Genomic DNA, 20,845 nt, shown 5'->3' on the forward strand with positions numbered 1-20,845 from the left:
ACGTGATCGAGAGCGTCTCCTTCACCGGCGGCCCCTCGGTGACCATCAAGTCGCACCACAACGTGGGCGGCCTGCCGGAGCGCATGAACCTCAAGCTGGTCGAGCCGCTGCGCGAGCTGTTCAAGGACGAGGTGCGGGCGCTGGGCCGCGAGCTGGGCCTGCCGGACGCCTTCGTCAAGCGCCACCCGTTCCCCGGCCCCGGCCTGGCGATCCGCGTCCCCGGCGAGATCACGCCGGAGAAGCTGGCGATCCTGCGCAAGGCCGATACCATCTATCTCGAGGAGATCCGCAACGCCGGCCTCTACGACGCCATCTGGCAGGCCTTCACGGTGCTGCTGCCGGTGCGCACGGTGGGCGTGATGGGTGACGGGCGGACCTACGACTACGCCTGCGCGCTGCGCGCGGTGACCTCGACCGACGGCATGACGGCCGACTGGTACCCGTTCCCGCACGAGTTCCTGGCCCGCGTCTCCAACCGCATCGTCAACGAGGTGCGCGGCATCAACCGGGTGACCTACGACATCACGTCGAAGCCGCCCGGCACGATCGAGTGGGAGTAAGGGCCGGGGCAAGTGCCTGCCGGATTTGTTCAAAGGCGCCTGACGGCTTCCGTCAGGCGCCTTTGGCATGACGGGAAGGGTGCGGCGTTTTGAATCAAGTCACGCGAATCTGTTTTAAAATGCCGACACACGGCTGAAACGTTGCGGTGCTTCAGTGGTGCAAGCCACAGGAAAGGAAGCGCCATGTTCGACACCACTTTCCTCGACCCACGGCTGCTGCAGGTTCAGCGCTTCAAGGAGATCGCGGCGCGCATGCAGCCGGGCCTCGCCCGCTCCGGCATCCTCGCCGCCGCGCACCATCTGGAGCAGGAGGTGCTTGAGCGGCCGGACAGCACCGTCCTGCGCCTCGCCCACCAGCAGGCCGCCGCGCGGCTGGCCGGCTGACGCCCGCGCTTGTTACAAATCGCGGCAATATTCCACTAGCGCGAGCATGATTGCTTCATGACGCTGTATCGGCAGGCGGCAGCCTGCCGAATATACAGACGTATGGAGGATGTTCATGGGGGAGCGCTGGAAGTCAGTGCTGTGGGGATCGGTCGGGCTCGTCGGGTTGCTGGCCGCCGGGCCGGCGCTGGCCGCCGATCGCGCCGCTGGGACGGGTCCGCTGGTGGCGCCGCCCATCTGCTCGGGCCGCGACGCCGCCGTGCCGCTGGGATCGGACAAGTGCAAGCGCGTGGAGAACGAGCCGGGCAGCATCGCGCTGACCCTGAACGGCACCGTCTCGACGCTGAACAACGTCGGCGGTTCGAACTCCGGCGGCAAGCTGACCGGCGGCTATGCCATCTCCACCACCAACTACAATGACGTCTATCACCCGCCGGTGATGGAGGTGGACGCCGGCAACACGATCTACTTCCAGCTCAACAACCTGATGCCGACGCCCGCGGCGGGCTCGCCGCCGCCGACGAACCACACCAACCTGCACACGCACGGCCTGATCGTGGCGCCGCGCCCGCTGGGCTCGCCGGAAGGGCTGGGCGACAACATCTTCGTCGACTTCGCGCCGGGGCAGAACCCGCCGCAGGGCGCGCAGTACCGCATCAACATCCCCAAGGTGATCCCCAAGGCGGTGTTCGAGCCGAACAGCGCCGAGAACGTCGCCTACCCGACCGGCCTCAACTGGTACCACCCGCACATCCACGGCGTGACCTCGCCGCAGGTGGGCGGCGGCATGGCCGGGCTGATCTCCATCGGCGCGCCGAAGGACCAGCTCATCGTCGAGGGCGCGGACGGGCGGCCGGACGCGAAGGCGACCGAGGAGCTGCGCGCCCGCACCGGCGTCGAGTACCTGATCCTGCGCGAGATGCGGCTGAACACCGCCACGCTGCCGGAGAACGCCGACAACGCCCCGGCCGTCATCGCGCCGAAGGGCTTCAGCTGCACGACCCCGGCCGGGCAGGTGGCGCCGGGCGGCTACTGCACCGGGGCGGACCCGTCGCAGGTCTGGCTGTTCACGGTGAACGGCCAGCGCTATCCGGACCTGACCGTGCCGTCGGGGCGGAACAAGCTGTGGCGCATCGCCAACATGAGCGCCAACCAGACCTTCGTCCTCCAGCTCCTCGACGACAAGGGCAACGCGCAGGCCTTCGACGTGCTCACGGTGGACGGCGTCACCGCCGGCAAGCCGGACGACAAGAGCGGGCGCGTGGAGTCGGTGGGCGTGACCAGCCTGCTGATGATGCCGGCCGCGCGCGCCGAGATCCTGGTGCGCAACGACGGCGCGCGGACCTACACCGCAAAGGACCTCGTGCTGGCGTCCACGCCGGTGATGGTCACCACCCCGGCGACGCCGACCACGCCCGCGACGACGTCGAACCTGTTCGGCAATCCGGCCATCGCGCTGGCCGCCGTGCACATCGAGCCGGCGCAGGTCGCGCAGGCGGCGGCGCCCAGGCTGTCGTTGCAGAAGCCGCCGGTGCTCGCCTCGACCACGGCGACGCCCAAGGAGAAGGCCGCGGCGCGCACCACGGTCGCCAGCGGGCACAACCATCGCCACGACGGCCACGCCCACGGCCACACGGCGATGGCCGCAGCACCGGTGCCGGCCCAGGGCGGCGCCAGCGCCAATGACGGCAGCACCATCGGGATCGGGCCGTGCTTCACCCGGCCGAAGGTCGGCATCGGCCTGCTGGCCGGAGAGCGCCGGCAGGTCACCTTCGGCCTGGCGTCGGGAACGCTGGCGCTGGGCGCCGGCATCGTCGACTACAAGGGCAAGGTCAACGAGCAGATCGCCGTCACGCCGTTCGACGCGAGCAACGGGCACGTCTGCTCGCCCTTCGGCGCGTCGGAGGTGTGGGAGCTGGTGAACGCGACCAACTTCCCCCACAACTTCCACATGCACCAGGTGAAGTTCCGCCTGGCGAAGGAAGAGGACCTGAAGAAGGTCGGCGTGAAGACCGGGCCGATCGTCGATCCGACCGGCGCCATGAAGAACGTGTACCTGCCGGAAGACGGCGGCACGGTCGACGTCTGGCACGACACGCTGCCGCTGCCGCCGTCGGCCAACGCCGACGGGACGAACCCCGGCCGCGTGTACATCGTGGTCAACTTCAAGGCGGTCGAGCAGATCGGCAGCTTCGTCTACCACTGCCACATCCTGGGCCACGAGGACGCCGGCATGATGGCGGCGATGGAAGTGGTCAACGGGACGCCGCAGATGAAGGTGGCGCAGCGCTGAACGGCGCGCCGTTAGCGAAAGGGGGCGGGGGCCGGGCAGGCCTCCGCCCCTTTTCGTCGGCGCGAGTTTTTCGTCGGCGCGAAAAACCATGAAGTTGTATGCAATTTTGGCGCGCGTCATGATGGCTTCACGCATCCGGAGAGCCATGCATGTCCACACACAAGCGGTTTGCGGTTGATCGAAGGCCACCCATTGACGATGGGGGCGACGGCCCCCATGATCATGGCATGGAACAGCGTGTCGCCAGACTGGAAGCCGACGTCGGCGAGATCAAGGCCACCCTCGGGCGGCTGGAACCGATGCTCGTGCGCATGGCGTCGGAGTTCACCGAGTTCCGTACGGAAATGGCCAGGACCCGTGAGGACATGGCGCGCCTCGACGGGCGCGTGTCCCAGCTGCCGACGACGTGGCAGCTGATGACCGGCGTGGTCGGCGTCATCGGGTTCGTCTTCCTGCTCCTGCGCTTCGGCCTGTCGCAGTAGAGCCGTTTTCCTATTTGTGCGGCAGCGGCGGCTCGAAGGGGCCCTGCGGGGCGTCGCCCCGGGCGGCGGCGCGCAGCTCGGCCAACAGGTCGGCGCGTGGGATCCCGTAGGAGTCGGCGGCCTCGCCCACCGTCATGAACGGGGCCATGGTGCAGCCGGGGCAGGCCATGCGGCGGTGCAGGAACACCGCCACCGTCGCGGGCCAGCGTTCGAGCACGGTGGCGATCATGTCGTCAGCGTCCGGGGCAGCAGCGGGAAGGGCGCGGGGCGTCGGCATGTCCATGCGGCGCAGGTTAGCCGGCCCGCGGCGCGCGGTCCTTGCGCTTGCGCAAAGGTGCGGGCGGATTTTCGCTCTCGTCGGTGGCGGCGTCGGCGGCGTCGGCGTTGGGGGCGGGCAGGTCCTCCGCCAGGGCGACGAGGCGGTGCGGCTTGCGGATGACGAGGTGCTGGCGGCCGCTCTCGACGATGCCCTCGCCGTCCCAGGCGCTGACGATGCGGCTGACGGTGTGCAGCGTGGTGCCGGTCATCTCGGCCAGATCCTGGCGCGACAGCGGAAAGGCGATCTCCACCCCGCCACCCTCCACCCGCCGGCCGGCCTGCCGCACGAGGCGGAGGAGCGCGTGGGCGACGCGGCGCTCCACCCGCTCGGTCGATACCTCGCGCAGGCGCGTCTGCACCTCGCGCAGGCGGCGGCCGACGATGCGCAGCGCGTTCATGGCGATGGGCGGGTGCCGCTCCATCAGGCCGGCCATGATTTCCTTCGACCAGGTGATCTCGACGCAGTCGGACACCGCGACGGCGTCGCCGGGATAGCCGGTGCCGACCACCACGGCGGCGGTGCCGAAGGTTTCCCCCGGACCGACGAAGCGGATGACCAGTTGCTGGCCGTCCGGCCCCTGCTGCACGATCTTCACCCGGCCGTCGATCAGCGCGTGGCAGGTGTCGGCCGGGTCGCTCTGGGCGAAGACGCGCGTGCCCTTGCGCAGGCGCCGGGTGTGGGCGTGCCGCACCACCTCCGCCAGCGCCGCGGCGTCGAGGCCGGCGAACAGCTCCATGCCGTGCAGCACCGCGGGATCGGGGGCGAGGGCCTTCATGCGGCCTCCACGGGACGAGGGGGTGCTCAAAATAGCCGGCGATCAGGGCGACGGTGTGGCGCTGGGCGTCAGCACGCGCTCGGGCGGCAGCAGGATGGTGACGGTGGTGCCCTTGCCGGGCTCGCTGGTCAGGTCGACGCGGCCGCCGTGCAGTTCGGCGAAACGGCGGACGATCGGCAGGCCCAGGCCGATGCCCTCGTGCTGGCGGATGCGGGCCTTTTCGGCCTGGGTGAAGGGGTTGAAGATCCGCTCGGCCAAGTCGGGCGCGATGCCGGGGCCGTCGTCGGCGACGGCGATCACCACGCCGTCGGGCCGCCGCTCGGCCCGCACGGTTACGCGGCCGCCCGGGCGGTTGAACTTGATGGCGTTGTCCAGGAGGTTCAGCAGCATCTCGCGCAGCCGCCGGTGGTCGGCGCGCAGGGTCAGCGGTGTGCAGGGCACCAGCGTCAGGACGACGTTCTTCGGCTGGGCGCGCGGTCCCGCCAGGTTGAGGCAGGTCTCCAGCAGGTAGGGCAGGCGGACGTCCGATTCCTGCAGCTCGATCGAACCGGTGGCGCCGCGCGTGTAGTCGAGGATCTTGTTGACCATGGTGAGCAGCACCGTGCCGCTCTCCTCGATCAGCTTGACGTATTCCAGGTAGTCGGGATGGCCGAGCTTGCCCAGGGATTCGGAGCCCATCACCTCGGCGAAGCCGATGATGGAGTTGAGCGGCGTGCGCAGCTCGTGGCTCATCACCGACAGGAAGTCGAGCTTGGCGTGGTCGGCCTGCCGGGCGGCGGCCAGCGCGGCCGACAGCTCCGCCGTGCGGGCGGCGACGCGCGCCTCCAACTCGCGGTTCTGCTGGGCGACGCGGCGGTAGAGCGTGCGGATCTCCAGCATGTTGCGCACGCGGTGCAGCAGTTCCCAAGCGATGAACGGCTTGGTGAGGAAGTCGTTGGCGCCCAGTTCCAGCGACTTGCGGCGCGTCTCCTGGTCGGTCTGAGCGGTCAGCACCAGCACCGGCACATGGTCGCCGGCGTAGATCACCTTGATCCGCTCCATCAGCTCGAACCCGCTCATGTGCGGCATGCGGATGTCGAGCAGCAGCAGGTCGTAGCGGGTGGCGGCGCAGAGGTCCGGCACCCGGCGCGGGTCGGTCTCCCCATGCACGTTGCGGTAGCCGTCGTGGCTGAGGATCTCGCGCAGCAGGTCGACGTTCGAGGCGTTGTCGTCGACGATCAGGATGGCGGCATCCTTGACGTCCTCGCTGATGCTCCGCGCGATGTCGCTGCCGGTCATGGGCTCCGCCGGTGAAGTCCTGAAGGCGGGCGGCCTGTGGGCCGCGCACCTTTGCAAAGGTTGCCGGACGGACGGCGAAATGCAACGAAATTGTTCGCGTCGCGCATGCTGCGAGCGCGAAGGAACTCGGGCGACAGGCCGGGCGTCAGGCCTTCTTCTCCCAGGCGCCGCGCTCGTTCTCCTGCCAGTAGGTGAGCGCGAAGCCGGCCGCCTTGCAGCGCTTCCAGCGCTCGCGCGCGGCCTGCACGGCGAAATGGTCGTTGCCGTCGAACAGGTCGCAGACCAGTTCGAACTCGGCCGTGCGTGCGCTTTCCGCGCCGTCCACGGTGACCAGCACGGTGGCGGCGTTCGGCGTCTCGTCCTCGTCGGTCAGCCAGACCGGCTGGTCGGCGGCGAAGCCGTCCCGCTTGGCGCCGTGCGGCAGGAAGGATGCCGGGTCGTAGGTCCACAAGTGCTGGTTGAGGGAGTCCACCCGCTCCCGCGAGCCGGCCAGCACCACGGCGCGCCAGCCGCGCTCCAGCACCTTCTCCAGGATCTTGGGCAGCGCCTGCTCCAGCGTGCGGCGCTGGAGATGGTAGAACCGCACCTCGGTCATCGGACGCTTCTTCCTCGCGAGGGGGTGGGGACACGGATGAACACGGATGGCGCACGGATGAACACGGATATTGTCATCATCTGTGTTTATCTGTGGCTAATGAACGTCTTTGTCCGAATGGTGTGCGGCGGGAAGCAGATTTTTTGCCACCGATGAACACAGATAGACACAGATGACGAGGATAAAGAGACCTTATCCGTGTTCATCCGTGGATATCCGTGTTCATCCGTGTCTCGAATCCTCACCGCTCCTCGTGGTTCTCGGCGATGAAGCGGTCGAGGAGGCGGACGCCGAAGCCGCTGGCACCCTTGGGCACGGTGCCGCTGTCCTTCTTGGTCCAGGCGACGCCGGCGATGTCGATGTGCGCCCAGGGAACGCCGTTCACGAAGCGCTTGAGGAACTGCGCGCCGGCGATGGAGCCGGCGGCGCGGCCGGCGCCGGTGTTCTTCATGTCGGCGGCGTCGGAGTTGATGTCCTTGTCGTAGGCGTCGCCCATCGGCAGGCGCCACAGCGGCTCGCCCACCGCGCGGCCGGCGGCGGTCAGGCGCTCCGCCAGATCGTCGTCGTTGGCGAACAGGCCGGCGTGCTCATGACCGAGTGCTATGATGATGGCGCCGGTCAGCGTGGCGAGGTCGACCATCAGGCGCGGCTTGAAGGCATCCTGCGTGTACCACAGGCAGTCGGCCAGCACGAGCCGCCCTTCGGCGTCGGTGTTGATGACCTCGATGGTCTGGCCGGACAGGGAGGTGACGATGTCGCCCGGCCGCTGCGCGGTGCCGGAGGGCATGTTCTCCACCAGCCCCACGACGCCGACCACGTTGGCCTTGGCCTTGCGCGCCGCGAGCGCCCGCATCAGGCCGATGACCACGCCGGAGCCGGCCATGTCCCACTTCATGTCCTCCATGCCGGCGGCCGGCTTGATGGAGATGCCGCCGGTGTCGAAGGTGACGCCCTTGCCGACGATGGCGACGGGGCGCTTGTCCTCGGCGTCGGGATTGCCGTTCCAGCGCATGACGACGACGCGCGGCTCGTTGACGCTGCCCTGCGCGACGCCCAGCAGCGCGCCCATGCCCAGCTTCTTCAGCTTCTTGAGGTCGAGCACGTCGACCTGCACGCCCAGCTCCGCCAACTCCCTGCAGCGGTCGGCCAGCGTCTCGGGGTAGATGACGTTGGCCGGTTCCGACACCAGGTCGCGGGTGAAGAACACGCCCTCGGCCACCGCGTCCCGCGCGGCGAAGGAGCGCTTTGCGGCGTCCGCCTCGTCGGTCAGCAGGCAGACCTTCTTGAGGGCCGGCTTCGGCTCCTTCTTGTCGGTGGTCTTGTACTTGTCGAAGCGGTAGGCGCGCAGGCGGGCGCCATAGGCGATCTCCACGGCGATCGACGCGGCCGGCAGGGGGCTGCCCGCCAGCTTCTCGGCCAGGACGTGCACCTCGGTCTCGCCCGACTTGTCGAGGGCGGCGACGATGGCGCCGCCGGCACCCTGGAGGGTGAGGTCCGTCACGTCGTCGGCCTTGCCGAGTCCCACCAGCAGGACGCGCCCGGCGTCGATGCCGGCGGGGGCAAGCACGGCCAGCGTCTCGTCCTTCTTGCCGGTGAAGCGGCTGGCGTTCATGGCGCGCGTCAGCATGCCGCCGGTCTTCTGGTCCAGGTCCTGTCCGGCCGAACCCAGCGTGCGGTCGGCGAGGACGGTCACGGCGACGGTGCCGGCCTTCGGCAGGGCCGGCTTGGTGAAGGAAAACTTCATCTCCCCCTCATTCTTGCGTCATGTGGCTTGCGCCGGTCAGGCGGGGTGGGCGGTGCCGCGGCACGCCCCATCGCATAAAGACCTTCGGGGCGAGCCTGTCAAGCCGCGCCCTGGTCGTAGCGGCCTGCTGTCAGGTTGCCCTGGGCGGCGAGAGGCGTTACATAGCCGACGTCCGGTTCCGCATCCCGCGGCACCGGGCCAGCCAGGGCGGCTTCCCCGGAGGCCGGTGACATGTACTCTTCCGCCACCTTCTCCCGCTACATCGGCCGGCAGTTCGTCACGTGGTTCTGCCTGCTGCTGCTGATCCTGCTGGCCATCATCCTGCTGCTCGATCTGGTCGAGCTGCTGCGGCGCGCGGGCTCGAAACCCAACATCACCTTCGGGCTGGTGCTGGAGATGGCGTTCCTGAAGCTGCCCAACATCGGCCAGCAGATCTTTCCCTTCGCCATCCTGTTCGCCGGTATGTTCACCTTCTGGCGGCTGACCCGCAACGCCGAGCTGGTGGTGGCGCGCGCCGTGGGCGTGTCGGCGTGGCAGTTCCTGATGCCGGTGCTGATCGCCGCGGCGCTGATCGGCGTGTTCAAGGTGACGGTGATCAACCCCATCGGTGCCGTCTTCATCGCCAAGTACGACGCGCTGGAGAGCCGGTACCTGAAGCTGCGCCGCAGCTCGCTGGACATCTCGCGCGCCGGGCTGTGGCTGCGCCAGAACGGCGAGCGCGAGCAGCTGTTCATCCACGCCGAGCAGGTGCAGCCCATCACCTTCGAGCTGTCGGGGGTGACCGTCTTCCGCTTCGAAGGCGACATGAACTACGTCGGCCGGGTCGACGCGCCGCGCGCCACGCTGAAGGACCGCAAGTGGGAACTGGCCGAGGCCGTCGTCCGCCGCCCCAAGAAGGACCCGGAGCCGGTCGGCCGCTACACCATCCCCACCGAGCTGGACAAGGAAACCATCGAGGAGAGCTTCGCCCCGCCGGAGACCATCTCCTTCTGGGACCTGCCGCGCTTCATCGCCACGCTGGAGAGCACGGGATTTCCGGCCGTGCGGCACCGGCTGCACTACCACGCGCTGCTGGCGCAGCCGCTGCTGTTCTGCGCCATGGTGCTGTTCGCCGCCGCCTTCTCGCTGCGCCTGCCGCGGCGCGGCGGCGCCATGCTGATGGTGACGGGCGGCGTTCTTACGGGCTTCGTGCTGTTCATCATGAGCGACGTCATCCGCACGCTGGGCATGTCGGAGACGATCCCCGTGCTGATGGCGGCGTGGGCGCCGACCGCTATCAGCCTGCTCCTGGGCACGGCGGTGCTTCTGCATCTGGAAGACGGCTGAGGGCGGGGTGCCGACGGGTCGTACGCCGTTTTGCCACGATCCGGTTTGCAAATTGCCCGGACGGACCGTATTAAGGGCCATGAGCTGGGGAGCAGGAGTAGCAATGGTGAGTTTGCGTACCGTCCGGTCCGCCGTCGTCATGGCGACCGCGTGCGTGATCCTCGCGAGCGGCGGAAGCGCCGGCGCCGCGGAGCGGGCCAAGAGCGCGCCGCCGGCCCAGGGCGGGGCGAGCAGCGCCGCCGGTGGAGCCGTCGGTGGAGCCGTCGAGCGCATTGCCGCCGTCGTCAACGAGGACGCCATTTCGCAGTCGGACGTCGTGGCGCGCGCCCGGCTGTCGCTGCTCAACGCCGGCATGCCCGACACGCCCGACGCCCGCCAGCGCGTCCTGCCGCAGGTGCTGCGCCAGCTCGTCGACGAGCGGCTGCAGCTTCAGGAGGCCAAGCGCCTGGGCATTTCGATCCCGTCGCAGGAGATCGATCAGGCGATCGGCCGCATCGCCGAGGGCGTGCGCCTGAGCCGGCCGCAGCTGAACAAGCTGCTGGCCGAGCACAACGTGCCCGTCTCGACGCTGAACGAGCAGGTGCGCGCGACGCTGGCGTGGCAGAAGGTGCTCCAGCGCCGGATCCGCCAGGAGATCATGATCGGCGACGAGGAGATCGACGCCCAGCTCGAACGCTTCAAGGCGGCCATCGGCAAGCCGGAGTATCTGGTGGCCGAGATCTTCCTGTCCGTCGATTCCCCCGACCAGGACGACCAGGCCCGCCGCACGGCCGAGCGCCTGATGGAAGAGATCAAGCGGGGCGCCAACTTCGCCGCCGTCGCCCGGCAGTTCTCGCAGTCGGCCGCCGCCGCCAACAACGGCGACCTCGGCTGGGTGCGCCCGGGCGAGATGGGCGGCGAGATCGACAGCACGCTGGCTTCCTCGCGCCCCGGCCAGATGGTGGGGCCGGTGCGCACGGCCGGCGGCTACCACGTGCTGCTGGTCCGCGCCCGGCGCGCCGTGGGCAGTGCTGGCAGCGAGGAGCTGCCGCAGGCGCCGCGTCCGGCCGTGCAGCGCCCGGTGCAGAAGATCGACGTCGCCAAGGCGAAGGTGCACATGAAGCAGATCGTGCTTCCGTCGCCGTCGCCCGAGGCCCTGAAGGCCACCCACGCGGCGGCCGAGAAGCTGCAGAAGACCATCAAGGGCTGCGGCGACTTCGAGGAGAAGGCCAAGGCTACCGGCGTGCCGGAGTCGGGCGACATGGGCACGGTCAACGTGAAGGACCTGCCGCCGCAGCTGGGCCAGCTCGTCCTGCAGATCCCGATCGGCCGGCCCAGCCCGGTGCTGAAGGGGCAGGGCGGCGCGCTGATCCTCATCGTCTGCAAGCGCGACGCGCCGCTGCTGCCGCTGACGCCGGAGGAGAAGGCGCAGCTGGAGGCCGCCAACGCGCCGCCGCCACCCCCGCCGCCGGTGAAGGGCGAGCCGGCCAAGCTGCCGAGCCGCGAGGACATCGAGCAGGAGCTGGTCGCCGAGCGGGCCGAGTTGCTGTCGCGCCGCTACCTGCGTGACCTGCGCCGTTCGGCCTTCGTGGAGTACCGGGTGTGACGACCGCGTGTCCGCTGGCCGTCACCATGGGTGAGCCGGCGGGTGTGGGCGGGGAGATCACGCTGAAAATCTGGGCGGAGCGCCGGGCCACCGGTGCTCCGCCCTTTTTCGTGCTGGACGACCCGCGGCGGCTGGCCGATCTGGCGCGGCGAGTCGGCCTGGACGTGCCGGTGCGCGCCATCGCGACGCCCGGCGAGGCGGTGGCGGCGTTCGATGCGGCGCTGCCGGTGCTGCCGGTGGCCTTGGCCGCGCCGGTGACGCCGGGCAGCCCGGACCCGGCCAACGGCGTGGCGGTGGTCGCCAGCATCGACCGCGCGGTGGACCTCGTGCGCGCCGGGCAGGCGGCGGCGGTGGTCACCAACCCGATCCAGAAGTCGGCGCTGTACGCCGCCGGCTTCCGCCACCCCGGCCACACCGAGTACCTGGCGCACCTCGCCGGCCTGAGCGAGGAGCCGGTGATGATGCTGGCGACGGCAGAACTGCGCGTCGTGCCGGTGACCATCCACGTGTCGGTGCGCGACGCGGTGGAACAACTCACCACGGATGGCATCGTCCATTGCGGGCGGGTGACGGCCGCCGCCTTGATGCGCGACTTCGGCATCGCGTCGCCCCGGCTGGCGGTGTCGGCGCTGAACCCGCACGCGGGGGAGGGCGGGGCGATGGGCTGCGAGGAGATCGACGTGATCGAGCCCGCCATCGCCCGGCTGCGCGCCGAGGGGATCGACGCCTTCGGGCCGCGGCCGGCGGACACGCTGTTCCACGCCCGCGCGCGCGCGGGCTTCGACGCGGCGCTGTGCATGTACCACGACCAGGCGCTGATCCCGCTGAAGACCATCGATTTCGACCGCGGCGTCAACGTGACGCTGGGCCTGCCGTTCATCCGCACCTCGCCCGACCACGGCACCGCGCTGGACCTCGCCGGCACGGGGAAGGCCAATCCGGAGAGCCTGCTGGCCGCGCTGCGCATGGCGGCAGAGATGGCGGAGAAGCGGCGCCGAAATCCGGCGAATTCCTGACGAGTTTAGCTCTTCTTGCTTTGAAGGGCCGATTGCGCGCGGCATAGTTCCATACGTTGGGGTGCCGGTGCCGGCGCATCGCGGGACAGCGGCCCCCGGATCAACATGGGGGACGGTATGCGGGTGAAGAGCAAAGCGACGGTCGGTCTGTACGCCCTGCTGCTGGGGGGCCTGTCCGGGGTGGCGGGCGCGCAGGCGGCGCAGCCGGCGGCCGGGAAGGAGGCGCCGGGCTGGCAGATCGGGGCCGAGACGGACGCCGCCGGCCGGCTGGCGCAGTGCCGCGCGACGACGAACGCCGCCGGGCATGCCGCGCTGGCGTTCACGATGAACCGCGACCGCAAGACGGGCGTCGCCGTCTCCGACAAGAACTGGACGCCGCAGGGCGAACGCGAGACCATCCGCGTCGCCATCGACCGTGGCACGCCGACGCCGACCGAAGCGACGGTCGCCGGCGGCGCGTACGTCTTCGCCGTGCCGGCGCTGCCGGGCTTCGCCGAGGCGCTGGCCGGCGGACGCGAACTGGTCGTGCAGGCGGGCAAGCACAAGGAGGCGTTCCCGCTGCGCGGCTCGCGCAAGGCGCTGGCGGCGCTGACGGCGTGCGTCGATCAGGCGCTGGCCGCCGAGCCGAAGGCGCAGCCGGTTCCGGTCGCGGCCCCGGCTCCGGCCGCTGCTCCTGCCCCTGCCGCTCCGGCCGCGACGCCGGAGCCGGCGCCCGCCGCCGTGGCGGCGCCGGCTCCCGCCGCTCCGCCGGCACCGCCGGCTGCGGAGCCCGCCCCGGCGGTCGCCGCTCCGGCGGTCGCTGCTCCGGCTCCGGCCGCGTCGCCCGAACCCGCGCCGGCCACGGTGGCCGCGCCGGCTCCCGCCGCACCCGCGGCCGAACCCGCCCCGGCGGCTCCCGCCGCGGAGCCCGCTCCGGCAGCGGTCGCCGCACCGGCCCCGGCTCCGGCCGAGCCTGCTCCGGCGGCCCCGGCCCCCGCTGCCGTCGCCGCTCCCGCCGAGCCCGCTGCACCGGCTCCGGCCCCGGCGGCGGATGCCGCTCCCGCCGCCCCGGCGCCCACGGCCGCCGCGCCGGCCGAACCGGCTCCGGCTGCTCCGGCTGCTCCGGCTGAGCCGGTCGTGGCGGCGCCCGCCGCTCCGATCGCGCCGGCTGCCGAACCGGCCCCGGCTCCGGCGGCTACGGCCGCTGCCCCGGCCGAGCCGGCCCCGGCGCAGGGTGGGGCGTCCGCTGCGGCGCCGGCCCCGGTCGCGCCGGCGGCTGAGCCGGCCGCGGCCGCTCCCGCCGCTCCGGCGCCCCAGTCCGAGCCGGCGAAGCCGTAACGAACCGGAGGCGTATTGCCCCCACCCGGCGGGTGGGGGCAATGGTCTGGCGGAACTCAGGATTTCCAGACCCGCCCGGCCGCCCGCTCGAACACCCCGTCGAACATGTCCCGCGTCAGGCGGCCGGTGTTGGTGTTCTGCGGGCTGGGGTGATAGCTGTCGAACAGCGTCAATCCGGCGGACAGGCGATGTTCGGCGCCGTGGCCGAACGCGAAGTCCCGGCCCGGCAGGGACAGTGCCGCCAGGACGGCGTCGTGCGCGACGCGGCCCAGCGCGACGACGGCGCGCAGGCGCGGGGACATCAATTCGGACACGAGGAACGGCCGGCAGGAGGTGATCTCCGCGGCCAGCGGGCGGTTGGCCGGCGGCACGCAGCGGACGGCGTTGGTGACGCGCACGACGTCCTCGCCCAGGGCGAACCGGGCCAGCGCCGCGCGCAGCCAGAGGCCGGACGAATCGCCCTGGAACGGGCGTCCGGTGCGGTTGCCGCCCTTGAGCGCCGGAGCGAGCCCGACGACCAGAAGCAGCGGGTCGCCGGTGCCGCTGGAGGGCACCGGCGCGTTGTGGAAGTCCGGGAAGCGGGACCGGTTCCCGGCGCGGAACGCCGCCAGCCGCGGGCAGCGTCCGCAGTCCCGCCCCGGTTCGGAGCCGGCTTTACAGCCAGCCTTACAGATTGTCGTAGACGGTGCCGGGGCCGGTGTTCGGACCGCCGGTGTGGTCGACCTGCACGGGCGGCGGCTCGCGGTGATGGTGGACGCGGGCGATGGTGCCGGCGAGGTCCTGCAGCTCGATGAAGTTGTCGGCCTGCCGGCGCAGCTCGTCGGCGACCATCGGCGGCTGCGAGCGCACCGTGCTGATCACGCTGACGCGCACACCCTTGCGCTGCACCGCCTCGACCAGCCGGCGGAAGTCGCCGTCGCCGGAAAACAGCAGGATGTGGTCCACCCGCTCGGCCATCTCCATCACGTCGATGGCCAGCTCGATGTCCATGTTGCCCTTGATCTTGCGTCGGCCGGACGCGTCCGTGAACTCCTTCGTCGGCTTGGTCACCATGGTGTAGCCGTTGTAGTCCAGCCAATCGACCAGCGGCCGGATCGGCGAATACTCCTGATCCTCGACCAGGGCGGTGTAGTAGAAGGCGCGCAGCAAGCGGCCTTCGGCCGCGAAGCCGTCGCGCAGGCGCTTGTAGTCGATGTCGAAGCCGAGAGCCCGCGCCGCCGCATAGAGGTTGGCGCCGTCGATGAACATCGCCAGACGCTCTTCCTTATAGAACAAACGACTGATTTCTTTCGGTAAAGTCGTTGAGCGGTCCAATGTCCTAATCCTTCTGCAAGAGACTGCGTAAAATCACGGGCGGGTGCGAAATGGCACCGGCCCCGTCAGGTAAAGTAGGATGCGGCGCGGCGCAGAGCAAGGGTTCCTCAGGCGAGTCGGCCGGCGCATCGGCATTGCCGCGGGTCACGACGACAGCGCGGGACTTGCCGCCTATTTGGTGTCCCGGCATGGTCACGGCGGCAGGACGGTTCGGGCTTGATCGGGGCCGTCCGTATCAATATAGTCGAGCGCTTCTTAAGTTCCGGAGTTGGTCCGACTATGGCTCGCGTTACCGTCGAAGATTGCGTCCTCAAGGTTCCGAACCGTTTCGAGCTGGTCATGATGGCCGCCCAGCGCGCGCGTGAGATCGCGTCCGGCGCGCCGCTGTCCATCGACCGCGACAACGACAAGAACCCCGTCGTTGCGCTCCGCGAGATCGCCGACGAGACGGTGATTCTGGAGACCCTGAAGAACTCCCTCATCAAGGGCCACCAGAAGCACGTCGAGAGCGACGAGCCGGAGGAGGAGATCGTCGAGCTGATGGCCGGCGAGCACGGCTGGGCCGGCGCCGCCGACAACTCGCTGCGCGACGACGACGCCATGGGCGACGCCGAGGAAGGCGAGGACGAGCTGATGGACGGCGAGCCGGACGACGCGCTGGGCGCGGCCGAGGGCGACCTCGTCGGCGACGACGACGTCTGATACACGGTATGCCGAGGGGGAAGCGGGTGGCCCGACCGGCGCCCGCACCCATATATAGCCTATCCACCACTCCTGAGAGGGCGCGCATGGCGCCGGGTCGGGCAGCATGATCCGGCAATACGAACTCGTCGAACGCGTCAGGGCCTATGATCCTTCGGCCGACGAGGATTTGCTGAACCGCGCGTACGTCTTCTCCATGAAGGCGCACGGTTCGCAGACGCGCGCATCCGGCGACCCGTACTTCTCGCACCCGCTGGAAGTCGCCGGCATCCTGACGCAGATGAAGCTGGATTCCGCCACCATCGTGACGGCGCTGCTGCACGACACGGTGGAGGACACGGTCGCCACCCAGGAAGACATCGAGCGCCTGTTCGGCAAGGAGATCGGCCGGCTGGTGGACGGCGTGACCAAGCTGTCGCGCCTGGAGATGCAGAGCGAGCAGGCCAAGCAGGCGGAGAACTTCCGCAAGCTGGTCCTGGCGATGTCCGAGGACATCCGCGTGCTGCTGGTGAAGCTGGCCGACCGGCTGCACAACATGCGCACGCTGCACCACATCAAGAACCCGGACAAGCGCAAGCGCATCGGCCGCGAGACGCTGGAGATCTACGCGCCGCTGGCCGAGCGCATCGGCATGCACCAGGTCAAGGACGAGCTGGAAGACCTGGCCTTCGCAGAGCTGAACCCGGACGCGCGCGACAGCATCCTGGCGCAGCTGTCCCGCCTGCGGTCGGAGGGCGAGGACCGGGTCGAGCGGATCATCAAGGAATTGACCGACGTCCTGCACGAGGAAGGCCTGGAGAACGTCCAGATCACCGGCCGCGAGAAGACGCCCTATTCGATCTGGCGCAAGCTGCAAAGCAAGAACGTCAGCTTCGAGGCGCTGTCGGACATCATGGCGTTCCGCTGCATCGTCGGCAACGTGGGCGAATGCTATCAGGCGCTGGGCATCATCCACAGCCGCTATCCCGTGGTGCCCGGCCGCTTCAAGGACTACATCTCGACGCCGAAGCCGAACGGCTACCGCAGCCTGCACACCGGCGTAATCGGCCCGCAACGCAACCGCATCGAGGTGCAGATCCGCACCAAGGACATGCACGAGGTGTGCGAGCTGGGCGTCGCCGCCCACTGGGCCTACAAGCAGGGCCAGCCGCGCGAGGGTGCCCGCGAATACCGCTGGCTGCGCGAACTGCTGGACATCCTGGAGCACGCCACCAAGCCCGAGGAGTTCCTGGAGCACACCAAGCTGGAGCTGTTCCAGGACCAGGTGTTCTGCTTCACGCCCAAGGGCGACCTGATAGCACTTCCGCGCGGCGCCACGCCGGTGGACTTCGCCTACGCCGTGCATTCCGAGGTGGGCGACCACTGCGTCGGCGCCAAGATCAACGGGCGCATGCTGCCGCTGCGCACCCAGCTGCAGAACGGCGACCAGGTCGACATCATCACCTCCAAGGCGCAGACGCCGGTGCCGGGGTGGGAGCGCTTCGTCGTCACCGGCAAGGCGCGCGCCCGCATCCGCAAGTTCCTGCGCACCCAGCAGCGCGCCCAGTACATCGAACTGGGCCGCGCCATCCTACAGCGCCAGTTCCGGCAGGAAGGCTACGACTACGGCGAAAAGGCGCTGGAAGGCGTTTTGAAGATCTTCCAGCAGCCGTCCGTGGACGACCTGCTGGCGTCGGTCGGGTCCGGCCTGCATTCGGGGCGGGAGGTCTTCCACGCCGTCTTCCCCGGCCACAAGCCGCACGCCCAGACGCAGCCGAAAGACGGCGACGACAAGGCCCTCGGCCTGATCGCCAAGCCCAAGCCGAAGGCCAAGGGCAAGGAAGCGCCGCTGCCCATCCGCGGGCTGATCCCCGGCATGGCGGTGCACTACGCGCGCTGCTGCCACCCGCTGCCGGGCGACCGCATCGTCGGCATCGTCACCACCGGCAAGGGTGTGACGATCCACACCATCGACTGCGAGACGCTGGAAAGCTTCAACGATTCGCCGGAGCGCTGGATCGACGTCGCCTGGGACGTCGGCGACAGCCCGGAGGAGCACGTCGGCCGCATCAACCTCGTGGTCGCCAACGAGCCGGGCTCGCTGGGCACGCTGTCCACGGTGATCGGCAAGAACGGCGGCAACATCACGAACCTGAAGATCACCAGCCGCAACACCGACTTCTTCGAGCTGCTGATCGACATCGATGTCAAGGACGCCAAGCACCTGACCAACATCATGGCGGCGCTGCGGGCCACACCGGTGATCAACTCGGTCGACCGGGCGCGCGGGCGGTAGGCGCCGACCGGCGATCATCCCGGTGCGCCGCCGGGAGTCGACCGCGGCACGGGTGAAAGCGGCGCGATTCCTTTCGTTACGAACTGTTTCGTTTCGTAGCAAAATGCTACGCGCCGCTGGCCGGCTGCCGTGTCCTGCCCCCTCTATATAAAGGAATATACGGCCTGAAGCGGCCTGAAGTGGCCGCGCATAGCGTATTATTGGTGTCTTGTTGAGGTATTTTGTTGTAATATGTGGCATTGACTCGTTCCGAGTGCCCTGCGCCCCATAAGCATATGGCATGCGTCATTTGCCTCGCATGCCATGCGCAACTTTCAGTTATGGGGGGAGACATGGGACAGGGCGGTTTCATTACCTTGGTGAACGGCACTCCGTACGACTGGACGAACATCCAGCAGCACTCCTACCAGATGAATTCGTGGGGCTTCCCGGCCACGATCCCCGCGTGGAAGACGGCGCAGGTCTATGTCGAGTGGGACCAGAACGCCTTCGACAACCAGAGCGACGACGCCGGCGAGGTGGTGTATTCCCTGAACGGCACGCCCTTCACCTTCCAGGTCCAGGCCCGCAACACGAACGGCTTCGACCTGCAGGTCTGCTTCACCAACCTTGCGACGTCGGGCAATCCGCAGGGCAGCACGCTGAGTCTCGGCTGGTCGCACGACGGCTCGGTCGCGTTCGTCCTTGCCGGCGAAAGCGGAAACTTCACGGGCAACGTGGTGCCGGCGGGGTGGATGCAGCACAACCTGGGCCAGCTCGGCGGGCGGACGCTGCGCGAACTGTGCATTCCCGGGTCGCACGATTCCGGCATGAGCGTGGTCAACGGCAGGACCGCCTTCGCCTTCCCCTGCAGCGTCATCACCCAGACCACCAGCATCCTCGGGCAGCTGACGCTGGGCGCGCGCTATTTCGACATCCGCCCGGTCATCAGCGGCGGCCAGTACTTCACCGGCCACTACAGCGACATCACGCAGATCAACTCCTGGCAGGGCGCCAACGGCGAATCCATCGCCCAGGTCATCAGCGACGTGAACAGCTTCACGGCGGTGAACAAGGAGCTGGTCATCCTCTACCTGTCGCACGACTACAACACGGACGTCGGGAACAGTTCGTACCGGGCGTTCACGCAGCAGGAATACAACGGGCTTCTGGCGCAGCTCGGCGGGCTCAACAACCTCTACGCCGTCGCCAATCCGGGTGACCTGACGCAGATCCAGCTCAACGACTTCATCGGCCAGAACAAGGCGGCGGTCATCGTCGTAGTCGACGCGCCGGGCATCACGGTGGGCGACGCCTACTTCGGCAAGGGCTTCTACCTGCCGGCGAACTTCCCCGTCTTCAACCAGTACTCGGACACGAACGACGCGGCCCAGATGGTTTCGGGCCAGCTCGGCAAGATGAAGGAGCAGCGGACCAGCCCGACGTCGTCCTACTTCCTGCTCTCGTGGACGCTGACGCAGGACGGCACGCAGGCGACGACGTGCGAGATGGGCGCGGCGAGCATCCTCGACCTCGCCGCCGAGGCCGACCCGCTGATCTACCAGGATCTGCTGCCGGCCTGCAGCCCGCAGACCTATCCCAACATCCTGTACATCGACAACATCAACAGCGGTGCCATCACCGCCCTGGCCATGGCGGTCAACACCCTGGCCATCAACGGCTGACACGCGGGCTTGTGGGCGCCGCGCCGGGGGCAGGAACCCGGCGTGGCGTCCCGCCCGATTTTATGCTCTCCTCCCGCCGGGATTCGTTGAAGGGGAGCGGACATGATCACCACGGCCATTTTCCCGGCGCGCTACGTGCAGGGCGAGGGCGCGCTCGACACCCTGGGCGAGGATCTGTGCCGGCTGGGCGGCACCGCGCTGGCCATCGTCGATCCCTTCGTGCTGAAGACGCTGAACCAGCGCATCGTGGCGGCCACCGAGGAACACGTCGGGCTGGCGATCGAGGAGTTCGGCGGTGAGTGCTCGGACGAGGAGATCGAGCGGCTGGCCATGGTGGCGCGCGACGTCGCCGCCGACGTGATCGTCGGCATCGGCGGCGGCAAGGCGCTGGACACCGCCAAGGCGGTGGCGCACGCGCTGAGCGTGCCGGTCGCCATCGTGCCGACGCTGGCCTCCACCGACGCGCCGTGCAGCGCGCTGTCGGTCATCTACACCAAGGACGGTTCCTTCAAGCGCTACCTCGTGCTGCCGCGCAACCCGGAACTGGTGCTGGTCGACACCGGCGTCATCGCCGCCGCCCCCGTGCGCTTCCTGGTGTCGGGCATGGGCGACGCGCTGTCGACGTGGTTCGAGGCGGAGGACTGCCGCATCAAGCGCGGCGCCAACATGACCGGCCGCGTCGGTCCGATGACCGCCTACAGCCTGGCGCGCCAGTGCTACGACACGCTGCTGGAGTACGGCCAGCTGGCCAAGGCGGCGTGCGAGGAACATGTGGTGACCCCGGCGCTGGAGCGCATCGTCGAGGCGAACACGCTGCTGTCCGGCCTGGGCTTCGAGAGCGGCGGGCTGGCCGCGGCGCACGCCGTGCACAACGGGCTGACCGCGCTGGAGGAGACGCACGCCCACTGGCACGGCGAGAAGGTGGCGCTGGGCACGCTGACCATGCTGATGCTCACCGGCCGGCCGGCGTCGGTGATCCGCGAGGTCTATGACTTCTGCGAGTCGATCGGGCTGCCGACCACGCTGGCCGACGTCGGCCTCGCCGGCGTCACGGACGAGCGGCTGTGGATCGCCGCCGAGCGCGCCTGCGCCGAGGGCGAGACCATCCACAACGAACCCTACGAGGTGACGCCCAAGCACGTGCTGGCGGCGCTGAAGGCGGCCGACGCCGAAGGGCGCCGGCGCAAGGCGCTGCGCCTTTCCGGGAAGGAGTGAG

At 69.4% G+C, this 20,845-nt stretch carries 18 protein-coding genes and 1 pseudogene; 12 read left to right on the top strand and 7 right to left on the bottom strand.

All coding sequences use genetic code 11. The features are described 5' to 3' along the window. The 4 genes and pseudogenes from VED21_RS07570 to VED21_RS07585 all read left to right on the top strand — a co-directional run. Positions 1-560: pseudogene (locus tag VED21_RS07570) on the top strand (GMP synthase (glutamine-hydrolyzing)); the annotation flags it as partial. A 183-nt stretch (positions 561-743) separates the two neighbouring features. Beyond that, positions 744-944, top strand: a complete 201-nt coding sequence (locus tag VED21_RS07575) for a hypothetical protein (protein WP_324881722.1) — start codon at positions 744-746, stop codon at positions 942-944. 115 nt (positions 945-1,059) lie between these two features. Further along, positions 1,060-3,237, top strand: coding sequence for a multicopper oxidase family protein (locus tag VED21_RS07580; protein ID WP_324881723.1), 2,178 nt, complete (start codon positions 1,060-1,062; stop codon positions 3,235-3,237). A 227-nt stretch (positions 3,238-3,464) separates the two neighbouring features. Continuing rightward, positions 3,465-3,719 (top strand): hypothetical protein, encoded by a 255-nt coding sequence (locus VED21_RS07585; RefSeq protein ID WP_324881724.1) that lies wholly within the window; start codon positions 3,465-3,467, stop codon positions 3,717-3,719. A gap of 10 nt (positions 3,720-3,729) precedes the next feature. Here VED21_RS07585 and VED21_RS07590 read toward each other — a convergent pair whose 3' ends face one another. The 5 genes from VED21_RS07590 to VED21_RS07610 all read right to left on the bottom strand — a co-directional run bounded on the left by VED21_RS07590 (position 3,730) and on the right by VED21_RS07610 (position 8,430). Continuing rightward, the gene (locus VED21_RS07590) at positions 3,730-3,948 is read right to left on the bottom strand and encodes a hypothetical protein (protein ID WP_324881725.1); all 219 of its coding nucleotides are present in this window, start codon (positions 3,946-3,948) and stop codon (positions 3,730-3,732) included. A gap of 64 nt (positions 3,949-4,012) precedes the next feature. Then, positions 4,013-4,813 carry a Crp/Fnr family transcriptional regulator gene (locus tag VED21_RS07595; RefSeq protein ID WP_324881726.1) on the bottom strand — a complete coding sequence of 267 codons (801 nt, stop codon included), beginning with the start codon at positions 4,811-4,813 and terminating at the stop codon, positions 4,013-4,015. Positions 4,814-4,855: 42 nt separating this feature from the next. Next, entirely contained in the window at positions 4,856-6,091 is a 1,236-nt protein-coding gene (locus tag VED21_RS07600) for an ATP-binding protein (protein WP_324881727.1), read from the bottom strand. A 145-nt stretch (positions 6,092-6,236) separates the two neighbouring features. Then, positions 6,237-6,686: a DNA polymerase III subunit chi gene (locus VED21_RS07605; protein WP_324881728.1), complete on the bottom strand. Its 450-nt coding sequence runs from the start codon at positions 6,684-6,686 to the stop codon at positions 6,237-6,239. 241 nt (positions 6,687-6,927) lie between these two features. Then, positions 6,928-8,430: a leucyl aminopeptidase gene (locus tag VED21_RS07610; RefSeq protein WP_324881729.1), complete on the bottom strand. Its 1,503-nt coding sequence runs from the start codon at positions 8,428-8,430 to the stop codon at positions 6,928-6,930. A gap of 231 nt (positions 8,431-8,661) precedes the next feature. On the opposite strand from VED21_RS07610, the gene lptG reads away from it, so the two are divergent. The 4 genes from lptG (at position 8,662) to VED21_RS07630 (ending at position 13,674) form a co-directional block, all read left to right on the top strand. Further along, positions 8,662-9,756 (top strand): LPS export ABC transporter permease LptG, encoded by a 1,095-nt coding sequence (gene lptG / locus VED21_RS07615; protein WP_324881730.1) that lies wholly within the window; start codon positions 8,662-8,664, stop codon positions 9,754-9,756. Between the two features lie 103 nt (positions 9,757-9,859). After that, positions 9,860-11,341, top strand: coding sequence for a peptidylprolyl isomerase (locus VED21_RS07620; RefSeq protein WP_324881731.1), 1,482 nt, complete (start codon positions 9,860-9,862; stop codon positions 11,339-11,341). After that, entirely contained in the window at positions 11,338-12,357 is a 1,020-nt protein-coding gene (pdxA, locus tag VED21_RS07625) for a 4-hydroxythreonine-4-phosphate dehydrogenase PdxA (RefSeq protein WP_414638162.1), read from the top strand. The genes VED21_RS07620 and pdxA overlap by 4 nt, the downstream gene beginning before the upstream one ends. A gap of 123 nt (positions 12,358-12,480) precedes the next feature. Continuing rightward, a complete protein-coding gene (locus VED21_RS07630) occupies positions 12,481-13,674 on the top strand; it encodes a hypothetical protein (RefSeq protein WP_324881732.1) in 1,194 nt (397 codons plus the stop codon). 56 nt (positions 13,675-13,730) lie between these two features. On the opposite strand, the gene VED21_RS07635 is transcribed toward VED21_RS07630, so the two are convergent. After that, on the bottom strand, positions 13,731-14,228 hold the full coding sequence (locus VED21_RS07635) for a uracil-DNA glycosylase family protein (protein WP_324881733.1): 498 nt from the start codon (positions 14,226-14,228) through the stop codon (positions 13,731-13,733). Positions 14,229-14,340: 112 nt separating this feature from the next. After that, positions 14,341-14,922 (bottom strand): NYN domain-containing protein, encoded by a 582-nt coding sequence (locus VED21_RS07640; RefSeq protein ID WP_324881753.1) that lies wholly within the window; start codon positions 14,920-14,922, stop codon positions 14,341-14,343. A gap of 345 nt (positions 14,923-15,267) precedes the next feature. On the opposite strand from VED21_RS07640, the gene rpoZ reads away from it, so the two are divergent. The 4 genes from rpoZ (at position 15,268) to VED21_RS07660 (ending at position 20,844) form a co-directional block, all read left to right on the top strand. Then, positions 15,268-15,690, top strand: a complete 423-nt coding sequence (rpoZ, locus tag VED21_RS07645; protein WP_324881734.1) for a DNA-directed RNA polymerase subunit omega — start codon at positions 15,268-15,270, stop codon at positions 15,688-15,690. A 106-nt stretch (positions 15,691-15,796) separates the two neighbouring features. Further along, entirely contained in the window at positions 15,797-17,965 is a 2,169-nt protein-coding gene (locus VED21_RS07650) for a bifunctional (p)ppGpp synthetase/guanosine-3',5'-bis(diphosphate) 3'-pyrophosphohydrolase (RefSeq protein ID WP_324881735.1), read from the top strand. A gap of 359 nt (positions 17,966-18,324) precedes the next feature. Then, entirely contained in the window at positions 18,325-19,629 is a 1,305-nt protein-coding gene (locus tag VED21_RS07655; RefSeq protein WP_324881736.1) for a hypothetical protein, read from the top strand. Between the two features lie 102 nt (positions 19,630-19,731). Beyond that, entirely contained in the window at positions 19,732-20,844 is a 1,113-nt protein-coding gene (locus VED21_RS07660; protein WP_324881737.1) for a glycerol dehydrogenase, read from the top strand. The last annotated feature ends 1 nt before the right edge of the window (position 20,845 follow it).

Origin of the sequence: Azospirillum sp., assembly GCF_035627195.1 — a bacterium.
In the GTDB taxonomy this organism is placed as follows: domain Bacteria; phylum Pseudomonadota; class Alphaproteobacteria; order Azospirillales; family Azospirillaceae; genus Azospirillum.

Bases quoted from the DNA above. Each gene is read 5' to 3' on its own strand.
- VED21_RS07575 (WP_324881722.1), top strand. From the start codon at position 744: ATGTTCGACACCACTTTCCTCGACCCACGGCTGCTGCAGGTTCAGCGC.
- VED21_RS07580 (WP_324881723.1), top strand. From the start codon at position 1,060: ATGGGGGAGCGCTGGAAGTCAGTGCTGTGGGGATCGGTCGGGCTCGTC.
- VED21_RS07585 (WP_324881724.1), top strand. From the start codon at position 3,465: ATGGAACAGCGTGTCGCCAGACTGGAAGCCGACGTCGGCGAGATCAAG.
- VED21_RS07590 (WP_324881725.1), bottom strand. From the start codon at position 3,948: ATGATCGCCACCGTGCTCGAACGCTGGCCCGCGACGGTGGCGGTGTTC.
- VED21_RS07595 (WP_324881726.1), bottom strand. From the start codon at position 4,813: ATGAAGGCCCTCGCCCCCGATCCCGCGGTGCTGCACGGCATGGAGCTG.
- VED21_RS07600 (WP_324881727.1), bottom strand. From the start codon at position 6,091: ATGACCGGCAGCGACATCGCGCGGAGCATCAGCGAGGACGTCAAGGAT.
- VED21_RS07605 (WP_324881728.1), bottom strand. From the start codon at position 6,686: ATGACCGAGGTGCGGTTCTACCATCTCCAGCGCCGCACGCTGGAGCAG.
- VED21_RS07610 (WP_324881729.1), bottom strand. From the start codon at position 8,430: ATGAAGTTTTCCTTCACCAAGCCGGCCCTGCCGAAGGCCGGCACCGTC.
- lptG (WP_324881730.1), top strand. From the start codon at position 8,662: ATGTACTCTTCCGCCACCTTCTCCCGCTACATCGGCCGGCAGTTCGTC.
- VED21_RS07620 (WP_324881731.1), top strand. From the start codon at position 9,860: ATGGTGAGTTTGCGTACCGTCCGGTCCGCCGTCGTCATGGCGACCGCG.
- VED21_RS07640 (WP_324881753.1), bottom strand. From the start codon at position 14,922: ATGTTCATCGACGGCGCCAACCTCTATGCGGCGGCGCGGGCTCTCGGC.
- rpoZ (WP_324881734.1), top strand. From the start codon at position 15,268: ATGGCTCGCGTTACCGTCGAAGATTGCGTCCTCAAGGTTCCGAACCGT.
- VED21_RS07650 (WP_324881735.1), top strand. From the start codon at position 15,797: ATGATCCGGCAATACGAACTCGTCGAACGCGTCAGGGCCTATGATCCT.
- VED21_RS07660 (WP_324881737.1), top strand. From the start codon at position 19,732: ATGATCACCACGGCCATTTTCCCGGCGCGCTACGTGCAGGGCGAGGGC.